Source organism: Pantoea septica (assembly GCF_002095575.1).
Classification (GTDB): domain Bacteria; phylum Pseudomonadota; class Gammaproteobacteria; order Enterobacterales; family Enterobacteriaceae; genus Pantoea; species Pantoea septica.
On sequence record NZ_MLJJ01000041.1, the window covers coordinates 15576 to 30914 of the forward strand.

Genomic DNA, 15339 nt, shown 5'->3' on the forward strand with positions numbered 1-15339 from the left:
TCTATTACACTGGTCGCCGCCGCAAGCCTGCGGCGATCCACCGATTTCCGTTGAGAATCTATGCTTCCACTGTCGCCGCACGATCCGCAAGATGAGCCCCTTCGCCAGACAATGGACGATGCGCACTTCGCCATCGTGGTGCTTGCGGTGACCTCTGTTACGCTTATAATCTTCGTCCTGTTGGTGACGCTCTGGATGAGTTAAAGAGAGAATCGTAAGCGGCAGGAAGGTTCAGAAGGAGAAAGTATGGAATCGCGAGATGACAAACTGATCGCCATTATTGGTCTGCTGACCGCCTGCTTGATCGGCGTGGTCTTTCTCTTTGCGATGACCTGGCTCACCGATGTTCGCCATCCCGCCGATCCGTCGCTTGAAGTTCAGAGCTGCACGCCGAAAAAACCGCCCGTTCACCCCTCCTGAAATCTGGTCTGAAACTTGATCTGCTGACTGCGCAACACCAGCGCCAGTCCCTCATGCAGCGTGCGGTTGCCGTTGGGATCGCCCAGCCCGAACAGCGCGCCCGGCGAGCGGCGATCGTCAGCCCAGGCGGGATATTCCACCACCGGATAGAGGGAAACGCCCTCCAGACCGACTCCCTCATCGAGCGCCAGCATCACCTCTTCGCTGATATGCTGCAGCCATGCGGCGCGCGCTTCGCCTTCCGCGCCGGTTTCCGCCAGCAGCAGCGGACGCTGATAGCGCTGCCAGCACTGCGCCAGCAGGCGATGCAGCGGCTGGCGCAGCGGATGCGTCGCCGACATCGGCTCGCCGGGAAAGAACCAGTGATTGTCGGGATAGTAGTTGAGCCCGAGAATATCGAGGCAATCTTCGCTGCCGCCGAGTTCGCTGTCGATGCGGCCCGCCAGCATGTCCCAGGCCTCAAACTGCGCCTGATGCTGGACGTCAGCGTAGGGTTTGCTGTCGGGGTTATGGGGATCGCTGGCGATCTGCACCAGCGGATCGGTGAGTACGAAGCGCGCTTCGGGATAGACCTCGCGGATAGCGTGGATCGCCGCCAGCGACGCGCGCACCAGCTGACGCTTCAGCTCTCTGCCGCGGTTGGCGACGTGGGGATTGAACCAGGCGACGTCGGCTCCGGCCCATGACCAGAATGAAATCTGGTTGATGGGCGTGAAAAAGGGACGCTCGATGCCCTCATCGCGCATCACCTGCGCCATGGCGCGGGCGAAACGGGCGAAATGCTCGATAAACGACGCCTTCCAGATATTCAGATGATCGGGATAGCCGAAGTGCGCCAGCTCCCAGATAATCTCCATCTCATGGCGTCTGGCCGCCTGCACCATCGGCAGGAAGCTGCTCCAGTCGTAGCGGTCCGGCTCTTTTTCAATCAGATACCAGCGCGCGCCGTCGCGCGCCGTATGCAGACGCTGCGCCGCCAGCGCGGCGTAATCTTTATCCAGCAGCATATCGTGGCCGCTGCTGATCACCATGTCCAGCCGCTTGCCCGCGGTGCGACAGGCGGTAGAGCAGGGAAAGCTGCCCTGAAAAAAACTTTTAAACAGCCGGGGATGATGGCGCTGAAGCAGGGATGAATCTGACGTCATGGTCCGCTCCTGTAACTGGCCGGTCGTGATAGTCTGGCTAAGTCTAGCTGAAAAAACGGCGCTGTCTGGCTGCTCTCAGACTGCGCGTATAGCCATATCCGGCGAAGCGTTAAATAATAAGAGCGTGTCGATTATTCAGGGAACCCCAATGACCGAAGCGTTAAATCTGCTGACTGAACAGCCCGACGTCAGCTGGCTTGAGGAGATTATCGGCCCGCGCAGCGCCCGCCACCCCGGCCTGAGTGGCATTCATCCGCTGGCGGACGGGCTCGACGCTTTCGCTGCCCGCTACCTGCTGATGGGCAAAGCGGAGCGCACGCTGGATGTGCAGTATTACATCTGGCAGAACGATATGTCGGGACGCCTGCTGTTCAGCGCGCTGCTGGAGGCGGCCGGGCGCGGCGTGAAGGTGCGGCTGCTGCTGGACGACAACAACACGCCGGGCCTGGACGATACGCTGGCGCGTCTCGATCGCCATCCCAATATCACGGTAAAGCTGTTTAATCCGTTCTCGTTCCGCACCCTGCGCGCGCTGGGCTATCTCTCCGATTTCGCCCGGCTTAATCGCCGCATGCACAACAAGAGCTTTACCGTGGACGGCGTGGCGACCATTGTCGGGGGGCGCAACGTCGGCGATGAATATTTCGCGACCGGCAGCGAACCGCTGTTCGCCGATCTCGACGTGCTGGCGATCGGGCCGGTGGTGGAAGAGGTTTCGGAAGATTTCGAGCGCTACTGGCAGAGCAAACCGGTGGCGCCGCTAAAGAGCGTGCTGGACGAGAGCGAGCATCAGGACGGCGCGGTGGCGCTGCCGCCCGACTGGCGCGACAGCGAGGCGGTGCAGCGCTACCTGGCGCGGCTGGAAAGCTCGCACTTCGTCAGCCAGCTGGAGCAGGGCACGCTGAGCATGACCTGGGCGCGCGCGCGTCTGCTGAGCGACGATCCGCGCAAGGGGCTGGGCCGGGCGAAGCGCAGGAACCTGCTGCCGCAGCGCATGCTGGAAGTGATCGGCGTGCCGCAGCGGCAGTTCGATATCATCTCCGCCTATTTCGTTCCCACGCGCGCCGGCGTCGCCCAGCTGTTGGCGTTGAAACGGCGCGGGGTGAAAATCGCTATTCTGACCAACTCCCTCGCCGCCAACGACGTGTCGGTGGTGCATGCGGGCTACGCCAAGTGGCGTAAAAAGCTGCTGCGGCGCGGCATCGAGCTCTATGAGCTCAAGCCGCAGTCAGGCGTGCCCGACGCGCCGCACGACCGGGGGCTCACCGGTAACTCCGGCTCCAGCCTGCATGCCAAAACCTTTACCGTCGATCAGGAGACGCTGTTTATCGGCTCGTTTAACTTCGATCCCCGCTCGGCGGTGCTGAATACCGAAATGGGGCTGGTGATCGAAAGCGAAGCGCTGGCGCGGCAGACCCATCAGCGCTTTAGCGCCGCGATGCGCGATCGCGCCTGGGCGCTGCGGCTCGACAAATGGGGACGCGTCAACTGGGTAGAGTATGCGGGGGAAGCGCAGGAGATTGTGCATAAGCATGAGCCGCGCTGCACCTGGGTGCAGCGCCTGCTGGTGCGGCTGGTCTGGCGTCTGCCGATCGAATGGCTGCTATAGGCGTTGACCGCGCGGACGGCAGGGGCAGGGCGTCCGGCGGTCGTTCCGCTATTTTTTTTGCGGCTTGCCGGAAAACAAAAAGCGCAGCAGCGGGATGCGCAAATGGATCTCGTAGAGCAGAAACGCCACGCCGAACACCATCGCCAGCCCGACAAAGAAGCCCAGCGTGTTGTTGCCGATCTGCGGCGTGATGAAAATGCCGTAGAGCAGCGTCAGCGGATGGTGCACCAGATAGATAAATAGCGAGGCGTTCACCAGATACATAATGCGCGGCGAGTGCGCGTTAAGCATGCGGTGGCCGAAGCTGAAGCAGACGTTGAGCATGCAGAGCCCCATCAGCGTGGTAATCAAGGCGTCGAGCTCATAGAGCCAGCCGTCGCCGCTGCTGTAGCGTTGATTAAGGCTATAGGCGATGAAAACCAGAATCGCGCCGAAGCACATCACCGGATTGAAGCGCACGAACAGCTGCTTCAGGGCGGGATGCTTCCACGCCAGCGCCCCCAGCATAAAGAAGGGCAAAAACAGCAGCGTCTGCATCACCATAATGCTGAACAGGCCGTCCATCAGCAGCGCGGGGAAAAAGGTAAAGATTGCGCGGCGGAAAATGTCCCACAGCAGGGCATAGCCCATCATCGCCAGCGTCACCTTGCCCCAGCCGATGCGGCTGTAATCGATATGCCGATGCTGGCGGCGCAGCCAGTTAAAGGTCAGCATGCCCAGCGCGGTGAGGATCACCAGCACCACCAGGAACCAGAGGTGCGAAATCAGTTCCCACATCAGGTTATTAAACTTGCCGTACAGCGTCAGCTGATCCCAGTTGCTCATCTTGTCCGACAGCGCGCGCAGCATAAAAAACTGCGGCAGCGTAATCAGCGGCACGGCGGTCAGCAGCGGAATGCCGACGCGCTCCAGACGCACTTTCAGCCAGCGCTTCGCTTCGTAGCGCAAGTAGAGCATGTAGGAAAAGTAGCCTGAGATAACGAAAAAGACCTGCATGCGGAAGGCGTGAATAAAATCATTCAGCACCGTCAGCCAGAGCGATGCTTCCTGACTATTGACGGCCCATTTTTGGGTGGAATAAATGAGGGAAACGTGAAACGGCACCCCCAGCAACATCAAATACGCCCGAATCGAATCGAGGAAATATTCACGTTCAGGTTTTCCTGTACTCATAAAGTTCCAGTTTGTTAGTACGTTTCGGCCAGTTTCCCCCTGAAACTGGTTTATGCCGGAGGGGAATTTTACCCGCTGTAAACAGCGTATACTATCAGTTGATTCTGGAACGTTTAATTGTCCTAAAAGCAGGCGTAGTCCTGACGAAACCCTGGAACATTCTTTTGGATATGCTGTCGGAAAAGCGAATAATCCTTTAAGATAAATGGGTTTGTACTTAGCACACGAAAGGGGGGGATGTGCTGATTAATGTAGAAAAAAAAGGCGGGCTGATGAAGATGCGCTGGCTTGGTGCAGCAGTTCTGCTGGCGTTGTACGCCAATAATAGCTGGGCGTTTAACCTTGATGATGTCGCAAAAGAAGCTAAAACGCTGGCAGGGAAAAGTTTTGAGGCGCCTAAGAGCAATTTACCCTCTCAGTTTCGTGAAATGAAATTTGCTGACTATCAGCAGATCCAGTTTAACCACGACAAAGCGTACTGGGGCAAACTGCGTACGCCGTTCAAGCTTGAGTTTTACCACCAGGGCATGTATTTCGACACGCCGGTAAAAATCAACGAAGTGACGGCCAACGCGGCGCGCGAAATCAAATACAGCCCTGACTATTTCAACTTCGGCAACGTTAAACACGATGCCGACTCGGTGAAAAATTTAGGGTTCGCCGGCTTTAAAGTGCTTTATCCGCTTAACTCGCGCGATAAAAAAGATGATGAAATCACCAGCTTCCTGGGCGCGAGCTATTTCCGCGTCATCGGCGCCGATCAGGTTTATGGCCTGTCAGCCCGTGGCCTGGCAATCGACACTGCGCTGCCGTCCGGAGAAGAGTTCCCGCGCTTTAAAGAATTCTGGATCCAGCGTCCTAAGCCGCAGGATAAGCAGCTGGTAATCTATGCGCTGCTTGATTCGCCGCGCGCGACGGGCGCCTATCGCTTTACCGTGCATCCGGGCAAAGAAACCACTGTCGACGTTCAGTCGAAAGTCTATCTGCGCGACAAAGTTGGCAAGCTTGGTGTCGCGCCGCTGACCAGTATGTTCCTGTTCGGCGCCAACCAGCCTTCGCCGGTGACCAACTTCCGTCCAGAGCTGCATGACTCCGACGGCCTGTCGATTCACAGCGGCAACGGCGAATGGATCTGGCGGCCGCTCAATAATCCGCGCCATCTGGCGGTGAGCACCTACACCATCGAAAGCCCGAAAGGCTTCGGCTTGCTGCAGCGCAGCCGCGACTTCAACCGCTATCAGGATCTCGACGATCGTTACGATATGCGTCCGAGCGGCTGGGTTGAACCGCTGGGCGACTGGGGCAAAGGCCGCGTCGAGCTGGTGGAGATCCCGACCGCGGACGAAACCAACGACAATATCGTCGCCTTCTGGACGCCGGAGAATCTGCCGGATCCGGGCAAAGAGATGAACTTTAACTACCGCCTGCACTTTACGCGCGACGAGAGCCAGCTTCACTCCGACGATATCGCCTGGGTGAAAAATACGCTGCGTTCGGCGGGCGACGTGAAGCAGTCTAATCTGGTGCGTCAGCCGGACGGTTCTATCGCCTTCACCATCGACTTCGTTGGTAAAGCGATGAGCCAGATGCCGGATAACAGCCAGGTTGCGCCGCAGGTCAGCGTGGGCGAAAACGGCGAAGTGGTTGAACAGAGCGTACGCTATAACCCGGTCACCAAAGGCTGGCGTCTGGTGCTGCGTCTGCGCGTCAAAGATAACAAACAGCCTACCGAAATGCGCGCCGCGCTGGTTAGCGGCGACAAGACATTGACGGAAACCTGGAGCTATCAGTTACCTGCCAATGAATAATCCGACATTTATTCCTAAAAACTACGTGGAAGCCCTGCCGCTGGATGCGGCAGGGAAGGCCCGGTTAAGCGCCTCGCTGCAACACGCCGAGGCGTTTCACTTCATTCACGATACGCTTGGCCAGGATATAGCCGCCAGCGATCGTCCTGACGATGCGCCGCTCAAGTCGGTCTCGGCCCGCGTCAAAATGGCGTGGCCGGACTCGCTGGCTGACGGCGAGCAGTTCGGCAAAGATTATCTCGATCGCACCACGCTGAAGGCGATGCCGAAGGTTAAACGCTCGCTGATGTTCCCGGAAGCCTGGCGGACCAACCCGCTGGCGCGCGCCTGGAGCTCGCTGCGCGGCGAAAAGCTGACGCATCGCTACGCCAATGCGGAAGAGCAGCGCGCTGAGGAGAAGTGGCGGCACGTCGGCTCGATTCGCCGCTATGTGCTGTTGATCCTTACCCTGTTTCAGACCGTCATCGCCACCTGGTACATGAAAACCATCCTGCCCTATCAGGGCTGGACGCTGCTTGACCCGATGGAGATGCTGAATCAGAACTGGCAACAGTCGGTGATGCAGATCCTGCCCTATGTGTTGCAGACCGGCATTCTGTTCCTCTTTGCCATTCTGTTCTGCTGGGTTTCGGCGGGCTTCTGGACCGCGCTGATGGGCTTCCTGCAGCTGCTGATCGGCCGCGACAAGTACAGTATCTCCTACTCAACGGTGGGCGATGAGCCGCTTAATCCCGAACATCGCACCGCGCTGATTATGCCGATCTGCAACGAGGACGTGGAGCGCGTCTTCGCGGGCCTGCGCGCCACCTGGGAATCGGTCGCGCGTACCGGCAACGCCGAGCATTTCGACGTCTACGTGCTGAGCGACAGCTACGATCCTGATATCGCTATTGCGGAGCAGAAGGCCTGGATGGAGCTGGTGCGCGACGTGGGCGGGGCCGGTAAAATCTTCTACCGCCGTCGCCGTCGCCGCGTGAAGCGTAAGAGCGGCAACATCGACGACTTCTGTCGTCGCTGGGGCAGCAACTACAGCTACATGGTGGTGCTGGACGCAGACAGCGTGATGAGCGGCGAATGCCTTACCGGCCTGGTGCGCATGATGGAAGCGAACCCTAACGCCGGTATCATCCAGTCGTCGCCGAAGGCGTCGGGCATGGATACGCTCTACGCGCGTTGCCAGCAGTTCGCCACGCGCGTTTACGGTCCGCTCTTTACCGCCGGTTTGCACTTCTGGCAGCTTGGCGAGTCGCACTACTGGGGACATAACGCCATTATCCGCGTTAAGCCCTTTATCGAGCACTGCGCGCTGGCGCCGCTGCCGGGCGAGGGCTCTTTCGCCGGCTCGATCCTGTCGCACGACTTCGTCGAGGCCGCGCTGATGCGCCGCGCCGGCTGGGGTGTCTGGATCGCCTATGACCTGCCGGGTTCCTATGAGGAGCTGCCGCCGAACCTGCTGGACGAGCTGAAGCGCGACCGTCGCTGGTGCCACGGCAACCTGATGAACTTCCGCCTGTTCCTGGTGAAAGGGATGCACCCGGTGCACCGCGCAGTGTTCCTGACCGGCGTCATGTCCTATCTCTCGGCGCCGCTCTGGTTTATGTTCCTGGCGCTCTCCACCGCGTTGCAGGTGGTGCATACGCTGATGGAGCCGCAGTACTTCCTGCAGCCGAGGCAGCTCTTCCCGGTCTGGCCGCAGTGGCGCCCGGAGCTGGCGATCGCGCTCTTCTCGACGACGCTGGTGCTGCTGTTCCTGCCGAAGCTGCTCAGCGTGGTGCTGATCTGGTTCAAAGGCGCCAAACCCTACGGCGGCGCCTTCCGGCTCTTTATCTCGCTGCTGCTGGAGATGCTCTTCTCCGTGCTGCTGGCGCCGGTGCGCATGCTGTTCCATACCGTGTTCGTGGTCAGCGCCTTCCTGGGCTGGGAAGTGGTGTGGAACTCGCCGCAGCGCGACGATGACGCCACGCCGTGGAGCGAAGCTTTCCGTCGTCACGGATCGCAGATGCTGCTCGGCATCGTCTGGGCAGTAGGCATGGGCGTGCTGGATCTCAACTTCCTCTGGTGGCTGGCGCCGATCGTCTTCTCGCTGATCCTGTCGCCGTTCGTGTCGGTGATGTCGAGCCGCGCGACGGTCGGGCTGAAAAGCAAGCGGGCGAAGCTGTTCCTGATCCCGGAAGAGTATGAGCCGCCGAAAGAGCTGGTGGACACCGATCGCTACCTGCAGCTCAACCGCGAGCGCGCCCTGAAGCACGGCTTTATGCACGCGCTGTTCCATCCGGCGTTTAACGCGCTGGCGACCGCGCTGGCGACTTCGCGTCACCGACAGAGCCAGCTGCTCGATTACGCGCGCGACCGCCGCGTCGATCAGGCGCTGAGCGATGCGCCCGAGAAGCTGAATCGCGAACAGCGTCTGCAGCTGATCAGCGATCCGGTGGTGCTGGCGCGCGTTCACTCACGCCTGTGGGAGAACGGCGATAAATATCATCAGTGGGTAGAGAGCTATCAGAAGCTGGCGCTCAATCCGCTGGCGCTGCCGCCTCAGGCAGGTTAATATTCGCCAACCTAAAGCGGCAGCAATGCCGCTTTTTTTATGCGCGCGATTTAACGCTATTATTACGCTTTGATGGCGTAAGCAGGCGACAAAACAGATGCGCCATTGTCTACACTAGCCGCTGGCTGAAATGAGTATCGCGAGTGAAAAGTTTGCTGAAAACAGTGATGGTCGCGCTGATGGCGCTGATATTAAGCGGATGCGGCAGTATTATTAGTCGCGCCGTGCCAGGCCAGGGACACGGTAATCAATACTACCCTGGCGTCCAGTGGGACGTGCGCGACGGTCCATGGCGCGTGCTGACCATTCTCGATCTGCCGCTGTCGCTGGTGGTGGACACCATGCTGCTGCCGGTTGATGCCCACCACGGGCCCTATGAGTAATCAGAGCAGGCGATCGGACTCGCTGTTGTCATCTTCCCACTCTTGCGCCGCCGCTTCGCCTTCTTCGCTGTCGATCGGCGGCTCAAGCTGAAACTCACCTTCGTCCCATTCGTGCAGCGTATTTTCCGCTAACCACTCCTGGCGCAGCTCGACTTCGTCGAAATCGCCGTCAAATATCGCCTGCGCGGCCTCGCCGCTGCGAATCGGCAGACATTCACCGCTCTCGCCTTCTTCTTCAAAGAACTCTGCCTGCCACATAATGTCGCCATCCTGCATCACATACTTTTGCAGGCCAAACTGACTGATGCTGGCATCCTCTTCTTCAATGTCGGGATGATCGGCGAGAAATTCTTCACGCGCAGCCTCGATGGCTTCTTCTAAGGTGCTGAACATGCTCATTACTCTTCTCCTTGCCTGATTAACGGGATGTCAGAGAAGGATAGACGAAATTTTTCAGGGGAAAGCGTGAAAAAGAGACGGCGGGCGAGAAAGTCCTCCCGCCGCCGTCATCGATTAGAGTGACTTTTGCGGGAAGTGCAGCACCGGCCGCACCGTTTCACGCATAACGGGCGCCGCATAGCGAATACAGCATTTAATACAGGGTTTGACTTTTTTGAAGTTAATTCGCGCAATAGATAACGCCTGATTCAAATTATATAGCGTGCCGATAAAAACGATGTCCTCTTTATCGGGCATACGTTTACACTCTTTGCGGTGTAAATAATGGTAATTATCCTGATCGGTACTGATTGTCACGTAGTAATAGATGCCTTTATTCATTTTTATGTTCCTGCTAGAGATTTGCTGTGTGTAATCTTTTTATATTTTTTGAAAGGCAGTTAAATAATTAACTGTCACGAGCGAAATTACCGATATGTTTCTAATTGTTCAAATTCCATAAAAGTATAAAAGAGGCATGTAATTGGTACAATGCTTATATGCAACAGGTCTAATCAGACAATGCCTTGTAAAATAAGTTAATTTTACTGGATACATAAGCTAAGGCAAAGAGTTCTCATTGAATAAATAGGAAAAGGCCTGGAGTCTGTTTAAATCAGATCCAAATAAGATAAATCGCAATCATTAATTTCTTAGCCGCTTATTGGCCATATTACGGGATAATGCCTGCTTTTGGCCATAATTAATTTAGCGCGCATGAACAATTAAAATATGGGATAAATCAATACATGCTGCCCTTTAGTTTAACATGGGCCTTTTTAACAGGCATAAAATGTTTTTTCATTATCAAACAACAGGTTGTGTAAGGCAAAGCAAGATTTTAAGCGTAAGCGAAGATAATGCTTAAGGCCGGCGGAAGACAGCGCGTCCGCCGGAAGAGGATCAGTAACGAGAAGGTTCGCCTTCGGGACGAGTTTTGAAGCGACGGTGCAGCCACATATATTGCTCCGGCGCCAGCAGGACGCCTTCTTCCACCACTTTATTCATCTGCGCGGCGGTGGCGACATCGCTGTCGAGCGGGATCCGATCGCTCACGTCAGGCAGAATGAGCATCTGGTAGCCGCGGCCGTGGGGCAGGCGGCGCGGCACAAAGGGAATAACGTGCGGCTTGCCGCTGCGGATCAGCAGATAGGTGCCTACGGTCGTGGCGGCTTTTTCCACCGCGAAGAAAGGCACGAACACGCTGCTGCGCGGGCCGTAATCATGATCGGGGGCGTACCAGATAATATCGCCGTTTTTCAGCGCGCGGATCATGCCTTTCAGATCTTTGCGGTCGAGCATGCTTTTGTTGGAGCGCATCCGGCCCCAGGTCTGCAGCCAGTCGATCAGCTTGTTGTCATTGGGGCGATAGACGCCGATGCCGGGGTTATAGATGCCGAAAATCCGCGCGCCAAGCTCCAGCGTCAGGAAATGCATGCCGATCAGCAGCACGCCGCGCTGCTCATCTTTCGCTTTTTGTATATGCTCAAGGCCGGATACATCAAACCACTTCTTAATGCGCCAGTCGGGCCAGAACCACGCCATGCCGGTTTCAATCAGCCCCATGCCTACCGACTCGAAGTTATGCTTTACCATCGCTTCACGTTCGCTGGTCGGCATATCGGGAAAGCAGAGTTCAAGATTGCGTCGGGCGATGGCGACGCGGCGTTTCAGAAAACGCATCGCAATACGCCCTAATCCACAGCCCAGCATATAGAGCAGCGGATAGGGCAGCAGCACCAGCACATAGAGAAAGGCGATGCCCAGCCAGGTCAGCCAGTAACGGGGATGAAGGAGCTCTCGGGAAAATTGCGGCAGTTGAGTCATATGAAAAAGCTTATCCTGCGTAATGCGCCTGGTGGCGCCAATATCTCGTTGATTTTCCCCTATTGTGCCAGCTTTTCTTCTGCGCTGAAATAAATGCAGGGGGATTGCGCATGCGGCCATTTGAAAAGAAGCGCGCCTGAGGGGGGAATAAAAAGCGATCCAGATCAATTTTCTTTGCATCCTGGCCCATTGCTGTATCATGTGCCGCGCCATTTTTATCCCAAACAGGAACGAACACCATGCCAGTGTTACATAACCTTGTTAACAATAAAGAGCTGAAGGCGCGCATGCTGGCGGAGACAGAACCGCGCACGACCGTCTCATTCTACAAATATTTTCACATCGCCGATCCTAAATCCTTTCGCGACGCGCTCTATATTGGCCTGACCGAACTCAAAGTCTTTGGCCGCGTCTACGTGGCGAAAGAGGGGATCAACGCGCAGATCAGCGTGCCCGCCAGCCTCTATGAGAAGATGAAAGCCTGGCTGTACGGCTTTGATCCGGCGCTGAACAATCTGCGCATGAATATCGCCCTCGACGACGACGGCAAATCATTTTGGGTGCTGCGCCTGAAGGTGCGCGACCGTATCGTGGCGGACGGCATTGAGGATGAAAGCTTCGACGCCAGCGACGTCGGCACCTATCTGAAAGCGGCGGAAGTCAACGCGATGCTGGACGATCCCGACGCGGTGTTCGTCGATATGCGTAACCACTACGAATATGAGGTGGGCCGTTTCGATAATGCGATGGAGATCCCGGCCGACACCTTCCGCGATCAGCTGCCGATGGCGGTTGAGATGCTGCAGGAGCAGAAAGATAAAAAAATCGTGATGTACTGCACCGGCGGCATTCGCTGCGAGAAGGCGAGCGCCTGGATGCGTCATAACGGTTTCGAGGATGTTTACCATATCGAAGGTGGCATTATCGAGTATGCGCGCCGCGCGCGCGAGCAGGGCCTGCCGGTGCGCTTTAAAGGGAAAAATTTCGTCTTCGACGAGCGCATGGGCGAGCGCATCTCCGACGATGTGCTGTCGCAGTGCCACCAGTGCGGCGCGCCGTGCGATACGCACACCAACTGCGTCAACGACGGCTGTCATCTGCTGTTTATTCAGTGCCCGAGCTGCGCCGTGAAGTTCCACAACTGCTGCAGTCCGCTCTGTATGGAGGAGTCGCAGCTGTCGCCGGAAGAGCAGCGCGCGCGCCGCGCCGGTCGTGAAAACGGCAATAAGATTTTCAATAAGTCGCGCGGCCGTCTGACCATGGCGATCCCGTCGCCGGAAAAAGAGTAACGGTCTGAGCCTGACGCCGATGCGTCAGGCTTTTTTATCGCGTCAGCGGGTAAAGCGAGAGAGCGAGAAAGGCGTGAGATCGAACGAAAAGGGTTTATCGAGCGCGAACTCCGTCGCCAGCTCCCCCAGCACGCTGGCGAACTTGAATCCATGTCCGCTCAGGCCGGTGATAATCAGACGATTCGGCTCATTCGGCAGAGTATCGATAATAAAGTCTTCATCCGGACTGATGTCATAGCTGCAGGCTTCGCCGTGCAGACAGACCCCTACGCCAGGCAGAAATTTACGCAGAAACGCAAAGGCGTCGCTGCCGTCTTCGGCAAAACTGCCGAAGGGTTTGCGATCCTCCGGCTGACTCATCGGCTGGCCGCCGTCGTGACGTCCCACCTTCAGCGCGTTGTTATCCGCCGGAAAGCCGTAAAAGTGGCTACCGTTTTCCATCTCTACCGTAAAGCCGGGAAACTTATTGTTCTCGCTATAGCGGCCGTCGGCCTGATACCAGGCGAACACTTTGCGCGTCGGCCTGATCGGTAAATCCGGCACCAGCTTGCCGACCCAGGTACCGGCGCTGATCAGCATTTTGCGCGCGCGAAAGGTGCCGTCTGCCGTTACCACCTGCTGCAGGTCGCCGTCGCGGCCGATCTGCGACACGCCGCAGTTAAAAAGCTGCGCGCAGCCCGCCTTCTCGGCGAGGGCGATCCAGCTGCGCACCGCCTGCTCGCACTTCAGGTAGCCCGACTGCGGTTCGAAAACGCCGATATAGCCATCCGGCACGCTGATCTGCGGCCAGCGCTGGCGCACCTCTTCCGCCTGCAGCAGCTCTACGTCCAGCTTCCAGGCCTGCGCGCTGTCGATGACGTTGCGGATGAATTCAGACCCTACAGGCGCGAGGTTGATAATGCCGCTGCGGTGCATGATGCGTTCGCCGGCCTGCTGTTCCAGCTCGTCCCAGAGCGTCTGCGCGCGCCGCACTAGCGGAACATAGCGTTCACCTTCGCCGTAGGCGTGACGGATCAGCCGCGTTTCGCCGTGATGCGCGCCCTGGGTATGGGGCGGATGGCTGGAATCGATCATCAGCACCGACAGGCCCGCCTGGGTAGCGTAAAAGCCCGCGGCGGCGCCAACGGACCCGCTGCCCACCACAATCAGATCATAAATCATTGAAGGATAACTCCTGAAAGCCGTAACACGTCCAGCAGCATACCAGAATCAGAAATGAAAAAGGCACCCCTGAGGGTGCCCGTTCATCTGGCGGAGACTAGTGTTTGGACTGGTAACGCTCCATTTGCTCGGCCGATTCTATCTTGGCAATGCCAGCTTCAAGAATAGAGATAAATTGTCTTGCCACGTCTGTTGTCAGCCAGTAGGTCGGTCCGACGTCTGCTTCTTCTTCTTTTTGATCCTGCGAGGAGAGCGAATGCAAACGGATCATCATAGCGTCGTAGCTGTCTACGGTACTGATATCCCAGCCCACCAGCGGGTGAGTTTGAATAACGTCTTTATGATTACTGTCCATTATAACCTCCTTATTACTCGTTAAACGAAGTGCATGATGAGGTTCAATGCGGCTTTTTTATCCGGTAGCGAGACAATTATAACAGAAAAAGCGTTCTATCCGATTAAAATGTGCGGCGAACAAAAAGTGAGCGAAATATTCGGCGTTAAAAAAGCGATTAAAAAAAATAAAATGCCTGACGCATCAGGCAGTTTTTTTACGCGCTCGCGCAGCAGTAAAAATCAGGCTAAGGGGTCAGCCGGCTGTGCGCTGTGAGGCTTTTGCAGCGTCAGCGCCAGACGGGCGAAGTGCTGCTGCAGAGGTTCGTCGTGATTCTGATTTTGCGCCTCAAGCGTCAGATGATGCACCAGCAGCTGCGCGGCGCGCTCGTCGAGGCAGAGGGTAAGGCTGGAGAAGGCGCTTTCCAGCACCGTCAGGCGACGTTGCTGATCGGCGATTAGCGCCAGCAGTTCACCAAAGGTCATGGCCTCTTCCGGGTTTTCTGTCATCATTTCATCTCACCTCCTGTTAAGCATAGCGAGCGCAAGAATAGGCGATTGATCGATCAGAGTCTAGATGCAGGAAAAAGTTCTGGCGAGGGGGGAGAGTGATAAAAAAGCCGGATGGCGACACCCGGCAAAAACTGCGCAGTGGCGGTTAATCGGTAATGAACCAGTCGTCAGCGCTTTCCCAGGTTTCCTGTAAAATATCGCTGATTCGATCGCGCGTCTCTTTGCCGCCGCCCAGCACGCTGAGCTGGTTCGCGGTGGCATAGCGCACTTTGACGTGGTTCTGGCCGTCGGGAAACTCTTCATCGAGACGGCGGGAAAGTTCTGCCGTCAGCGCTTCCATTGCGCCGGACGGAAGCGGGGACGTTTTGGCAACGGTAATTTCAACACGCATAGCAGCCTCCGGATTAGATGCTGTATATATTTACAGTATATTCAGGCCGGAGGCAAGCGAAAGCGCAGATCAGATTTTCACGCGCCAGTTCAGGGTTTCGCCGGCGAGGAAAGGCACCAGCGCGTGCTCGCCCATGCTGATGCTCTCTTCGACTTTCCAGGGTTCGCGCGCCAGCGTCACGGTTCCTTCGTTCAGCGGCAGGCCGTAAAAGCGTGGACCGTTCTCCGAGCAGAAGGCTTCCAGGTGCGCCAGGGCGTCCAGCTCTTCGAAAACGGTGGCGTAGGCGGGCAGCGACGTCGGC

At 57.2% G+C, this 15339-nt stretch carries 17 protein-coding genes and 1 pseudogene; 7 read left to right on the forward strand and 11 right to left on the reverse strand.

From position 1 onward, the window contains the following. Positions 1 to 246: 246 nt before the first annotated feature. The gene (locus HA46_RS21180) at positions 247 to 420 is read left to right on the forward strand and encodes a hypothetical protein (RefSeq protein ID WP_167626713.1); all 174 of its coding nucleotides are present in this window, start codon (positions 247 to 249) and stop codon (positions 418 to 420) included. Here the strand turns inward: HA46_RS21180 and HA46_RS17840 are convergent. Further along, positions 408 to 1565 (reverse strand): glycoside hydrolase family 1 protein, encoded by a 1158-nt coding sequence (locus HA46_RS17840; RefSeq protein ID WP_033789452.1) that lies wholly within the window; start codon positions 1563 to 1565, stop codon positions 408 to 410. The genes HA46_RS21180 and HA46_RS17840 overlap by 13 nt on opposite strands. Positions 1566 to 1713: 148 nt before the next feature. On the opposite strand from HA46_RS17840, the gene HA46_RS17845 reads away from it, so the two are divergent. Then, positions 1714 to 3174, forward strand: a complete 1461-nt coding sequence (locus HA46_RS17845) for a phospholipase D family protein (protein WP_084885893.1) — start codon at positions 1714 to 1716, stop codon at positions 3172 to 3174. A gap of 48 nt (positions 3175 to 3222) precedes the next feature. Here HA46_RS17845 and mdoC read toward each other — a convergent pair whose 3' ends face one another. Then, positions 3223 to 4347, reverse strand: coding sequence for a glucans biosynthesis protein MdoC (mdoC, locus tag HA46_RS17850; protein WP_084885895.1), 1125 nt, complete (start codon positions 4345 to 4347; stop codon positions 3223 to 3225). Positions 4348 to 4616: 269 nt separating this feature from the next. Between mdoC and HA46_RS17855 the strand changes: the two genes are divergently transcribed. The 3 genes from HA46_RS17855 (at position 4617) to HA46_RS17865 (ending at position 9086) form a co-directional block, all read left to right on the forward strand. After that, entirely contained in the window at positions 4617 to 6155 is a 1539-nt protein-coding gene (locus HA46_RS17855) for a glucan biosynthesis protein G (protein ID WP_179944738.1), read from the forward strand. Beyond that, positions 6148 to 8703 carry a glucans biosynthesis glucosyltransferase MdoH gene (gene mdoH, locus HA46_RS17860; protein WP_033789458.1) on the forward strand — a complete coding sequence of 852 codons (2556 nt, stop codon included), beginning with the start codon at positions 6148 to 6150 and terminating at the stop codon, positions 8701 to 8703. Before HA46_RS17855 ends, mdoH begins: the two co-directional genes overlap by 8 nt. Positions 8704 to 8870: 167 nt before the next feature. Next, complete coding sequence (locus tag HA46_RS17865; RefSeq protein ID WP_075203257.1) at positions 8871 to 9086, forward strand: YceK/YidQ family lipoprotein; 216 nt, start codon at positions 8871 to 8873, stop codon at positions 9084 to 9086. On the opposite strand, the gene HA46_RS17870 is transcribed toward HA46_RS17865, so the two are convergent. From HA46_RS17870 to HA46_RS20955, 4 genes are all read right to left on the reverse strand, one after another. Next, positions 9087 to 9485, reverse strand: coding sequence for a MysB family protein (locus HA46_RS17870; protein ID WP_033751038.1), 399 nt, complete (start codon positions 9483 to 9485; stop codon positions 9087 to 9089). A gap of 114 nt (positions 9486 to 9599) precedes the next feature. Beyond that, complete coding sequence (locus HA46_RS17875) at positions 9600 to 9866, reverse strand: hypothetical protein (RefSeq protein ID WP_033751035.1); 267 nt, start codon at positions 9864 to 9866, stop codon at positions 9600 to 9602. Positions 9867 to 10427: 561 nt separating this feature from the next. After that, on the reverse strand, positions 10428 to 11351 hold the full coding sequence (locus tag HA46_RS17880; RefSeq protein WP_033789461.1) for a Kdo(2)-lipid IV(A) acyltransferase: 924 nt from the start codon (positions 11349 to 11351) through the stop codon (positions 10428 to 10430). Between the two features lie 10 nt (positions 11352 to 11361). Continuing rightward, positions 11362 to 11592 (reverse strand): hypothetical protein, encoded by a 231-nt coding sequence (locus tag HA46_RS20955; protein WP_143807666.1) that lies wholly within the window; start codon positions 11590 to 11592, stop codon positions 11362 to 11364. Between HA46_RS20955 and trhO the strand changes: the two genes are divergently transcribed. Continuing rightward, on the forward strand, positions 11591 to 12640 hold the full coding sequence (trhO, locus tag HA46_RS17885) for an oxygen-dependent tRNA uridine(34) hydroxylase TrhO (protein WP_084885897.1): 1050 nt from the start codon (positions 11591 to 11593) through the stop codon (positions 12638 to 12640). The two genes, HA46_RS20955 and trhO, sit on opposite strands and share 2 nt — an antisense overlap. 42 nt (positions 12641 to 12682) lie before the next feature. Here the strand turns inward: trhO and solA are convergent, their stop codons facing one another. Together solA and bssS are read right to left on the reverse strand one after the other, a co-directional pair. Continuing rightward, entirely contained in the window at positions 12683 to 13801 is a 1119-nt protein-coding gene (gene solA, locus HA46_RS17890; protein WP_033789464.1) for an N-methyl-L-tryptophan oxidase, read from the reverse strand. Positions 13802 to 13898: 97 nt separating this feature from the next. Next, positions 13899 to 14156 carry a biofilm formation regulator BssS gene (gene bssS / locus HA46_RS17895; protein WP_033751022.1) on the reverse strand — a complete coding sequence of 86 codons (258 nt, stop codon included), beginning with the start codon at positions 14154 to 14156 and terminating at the stop codon, positions 13899 to 13901. Between the two features lie 33 nt (positions 14157 to 14189). Between bssS and HA46_RS17900 the strand changes: the two genes are divergently transcribed. Continuing rightward, positions 14190 to 14411 carry a hypothetical protein gene (locus tag HA46_RS17900; protein WP_143807667.1) on the forward strand — a complete coding sequence of 74 codons (222 nt, stop codon included), beginning with the start codon at positions 14190 to 14192 and terminating at the stop codon, positions 14409 to 14411. On the opposite strand, the gene HA46_RS17905 is transcribed toward HA46_RS17900, so the two are convergent. The 3 genes and pseudogenes from HA46_RS17905 to HA46_RS17915 form a co-directional block, all read right to left on the reverse strand. Continuing rightward, the gene (locus HA46_RS17905; RefSeq protein WP_033789466.1) at positions 14378 to 14647 is read right to left on the reverse strand and encodes a hypothetical protein; all 270 of its coding nucleotides are present in this window, start codon (positions 14645 to 14647) and stop codon (positions 14378 to 14380) included. The genes HA46_RS17900 and HA46_RS17905 overlap by 34 nt on opposite strands. Positions 14648 to 14792: 145 nt before the next feature. Next, complete coding sequence (gene dinI, locus HA46_RS17910; RefSeq protein WP_033789467.1) at positions 14793 to 15038, reverse strand: DNA damage-inducible protein I; 246 nt, start codon at positions 15036 to 15038, stop codon at positions 14793 to 14795. Positions 15039 to 15107: 69 nt separating this feature from the next. After that, positions 15108 to 15339, reverse strand: a pseudogene (locus tag HA46_RS17915) (dihydroorotase); the annotation flags it as partial.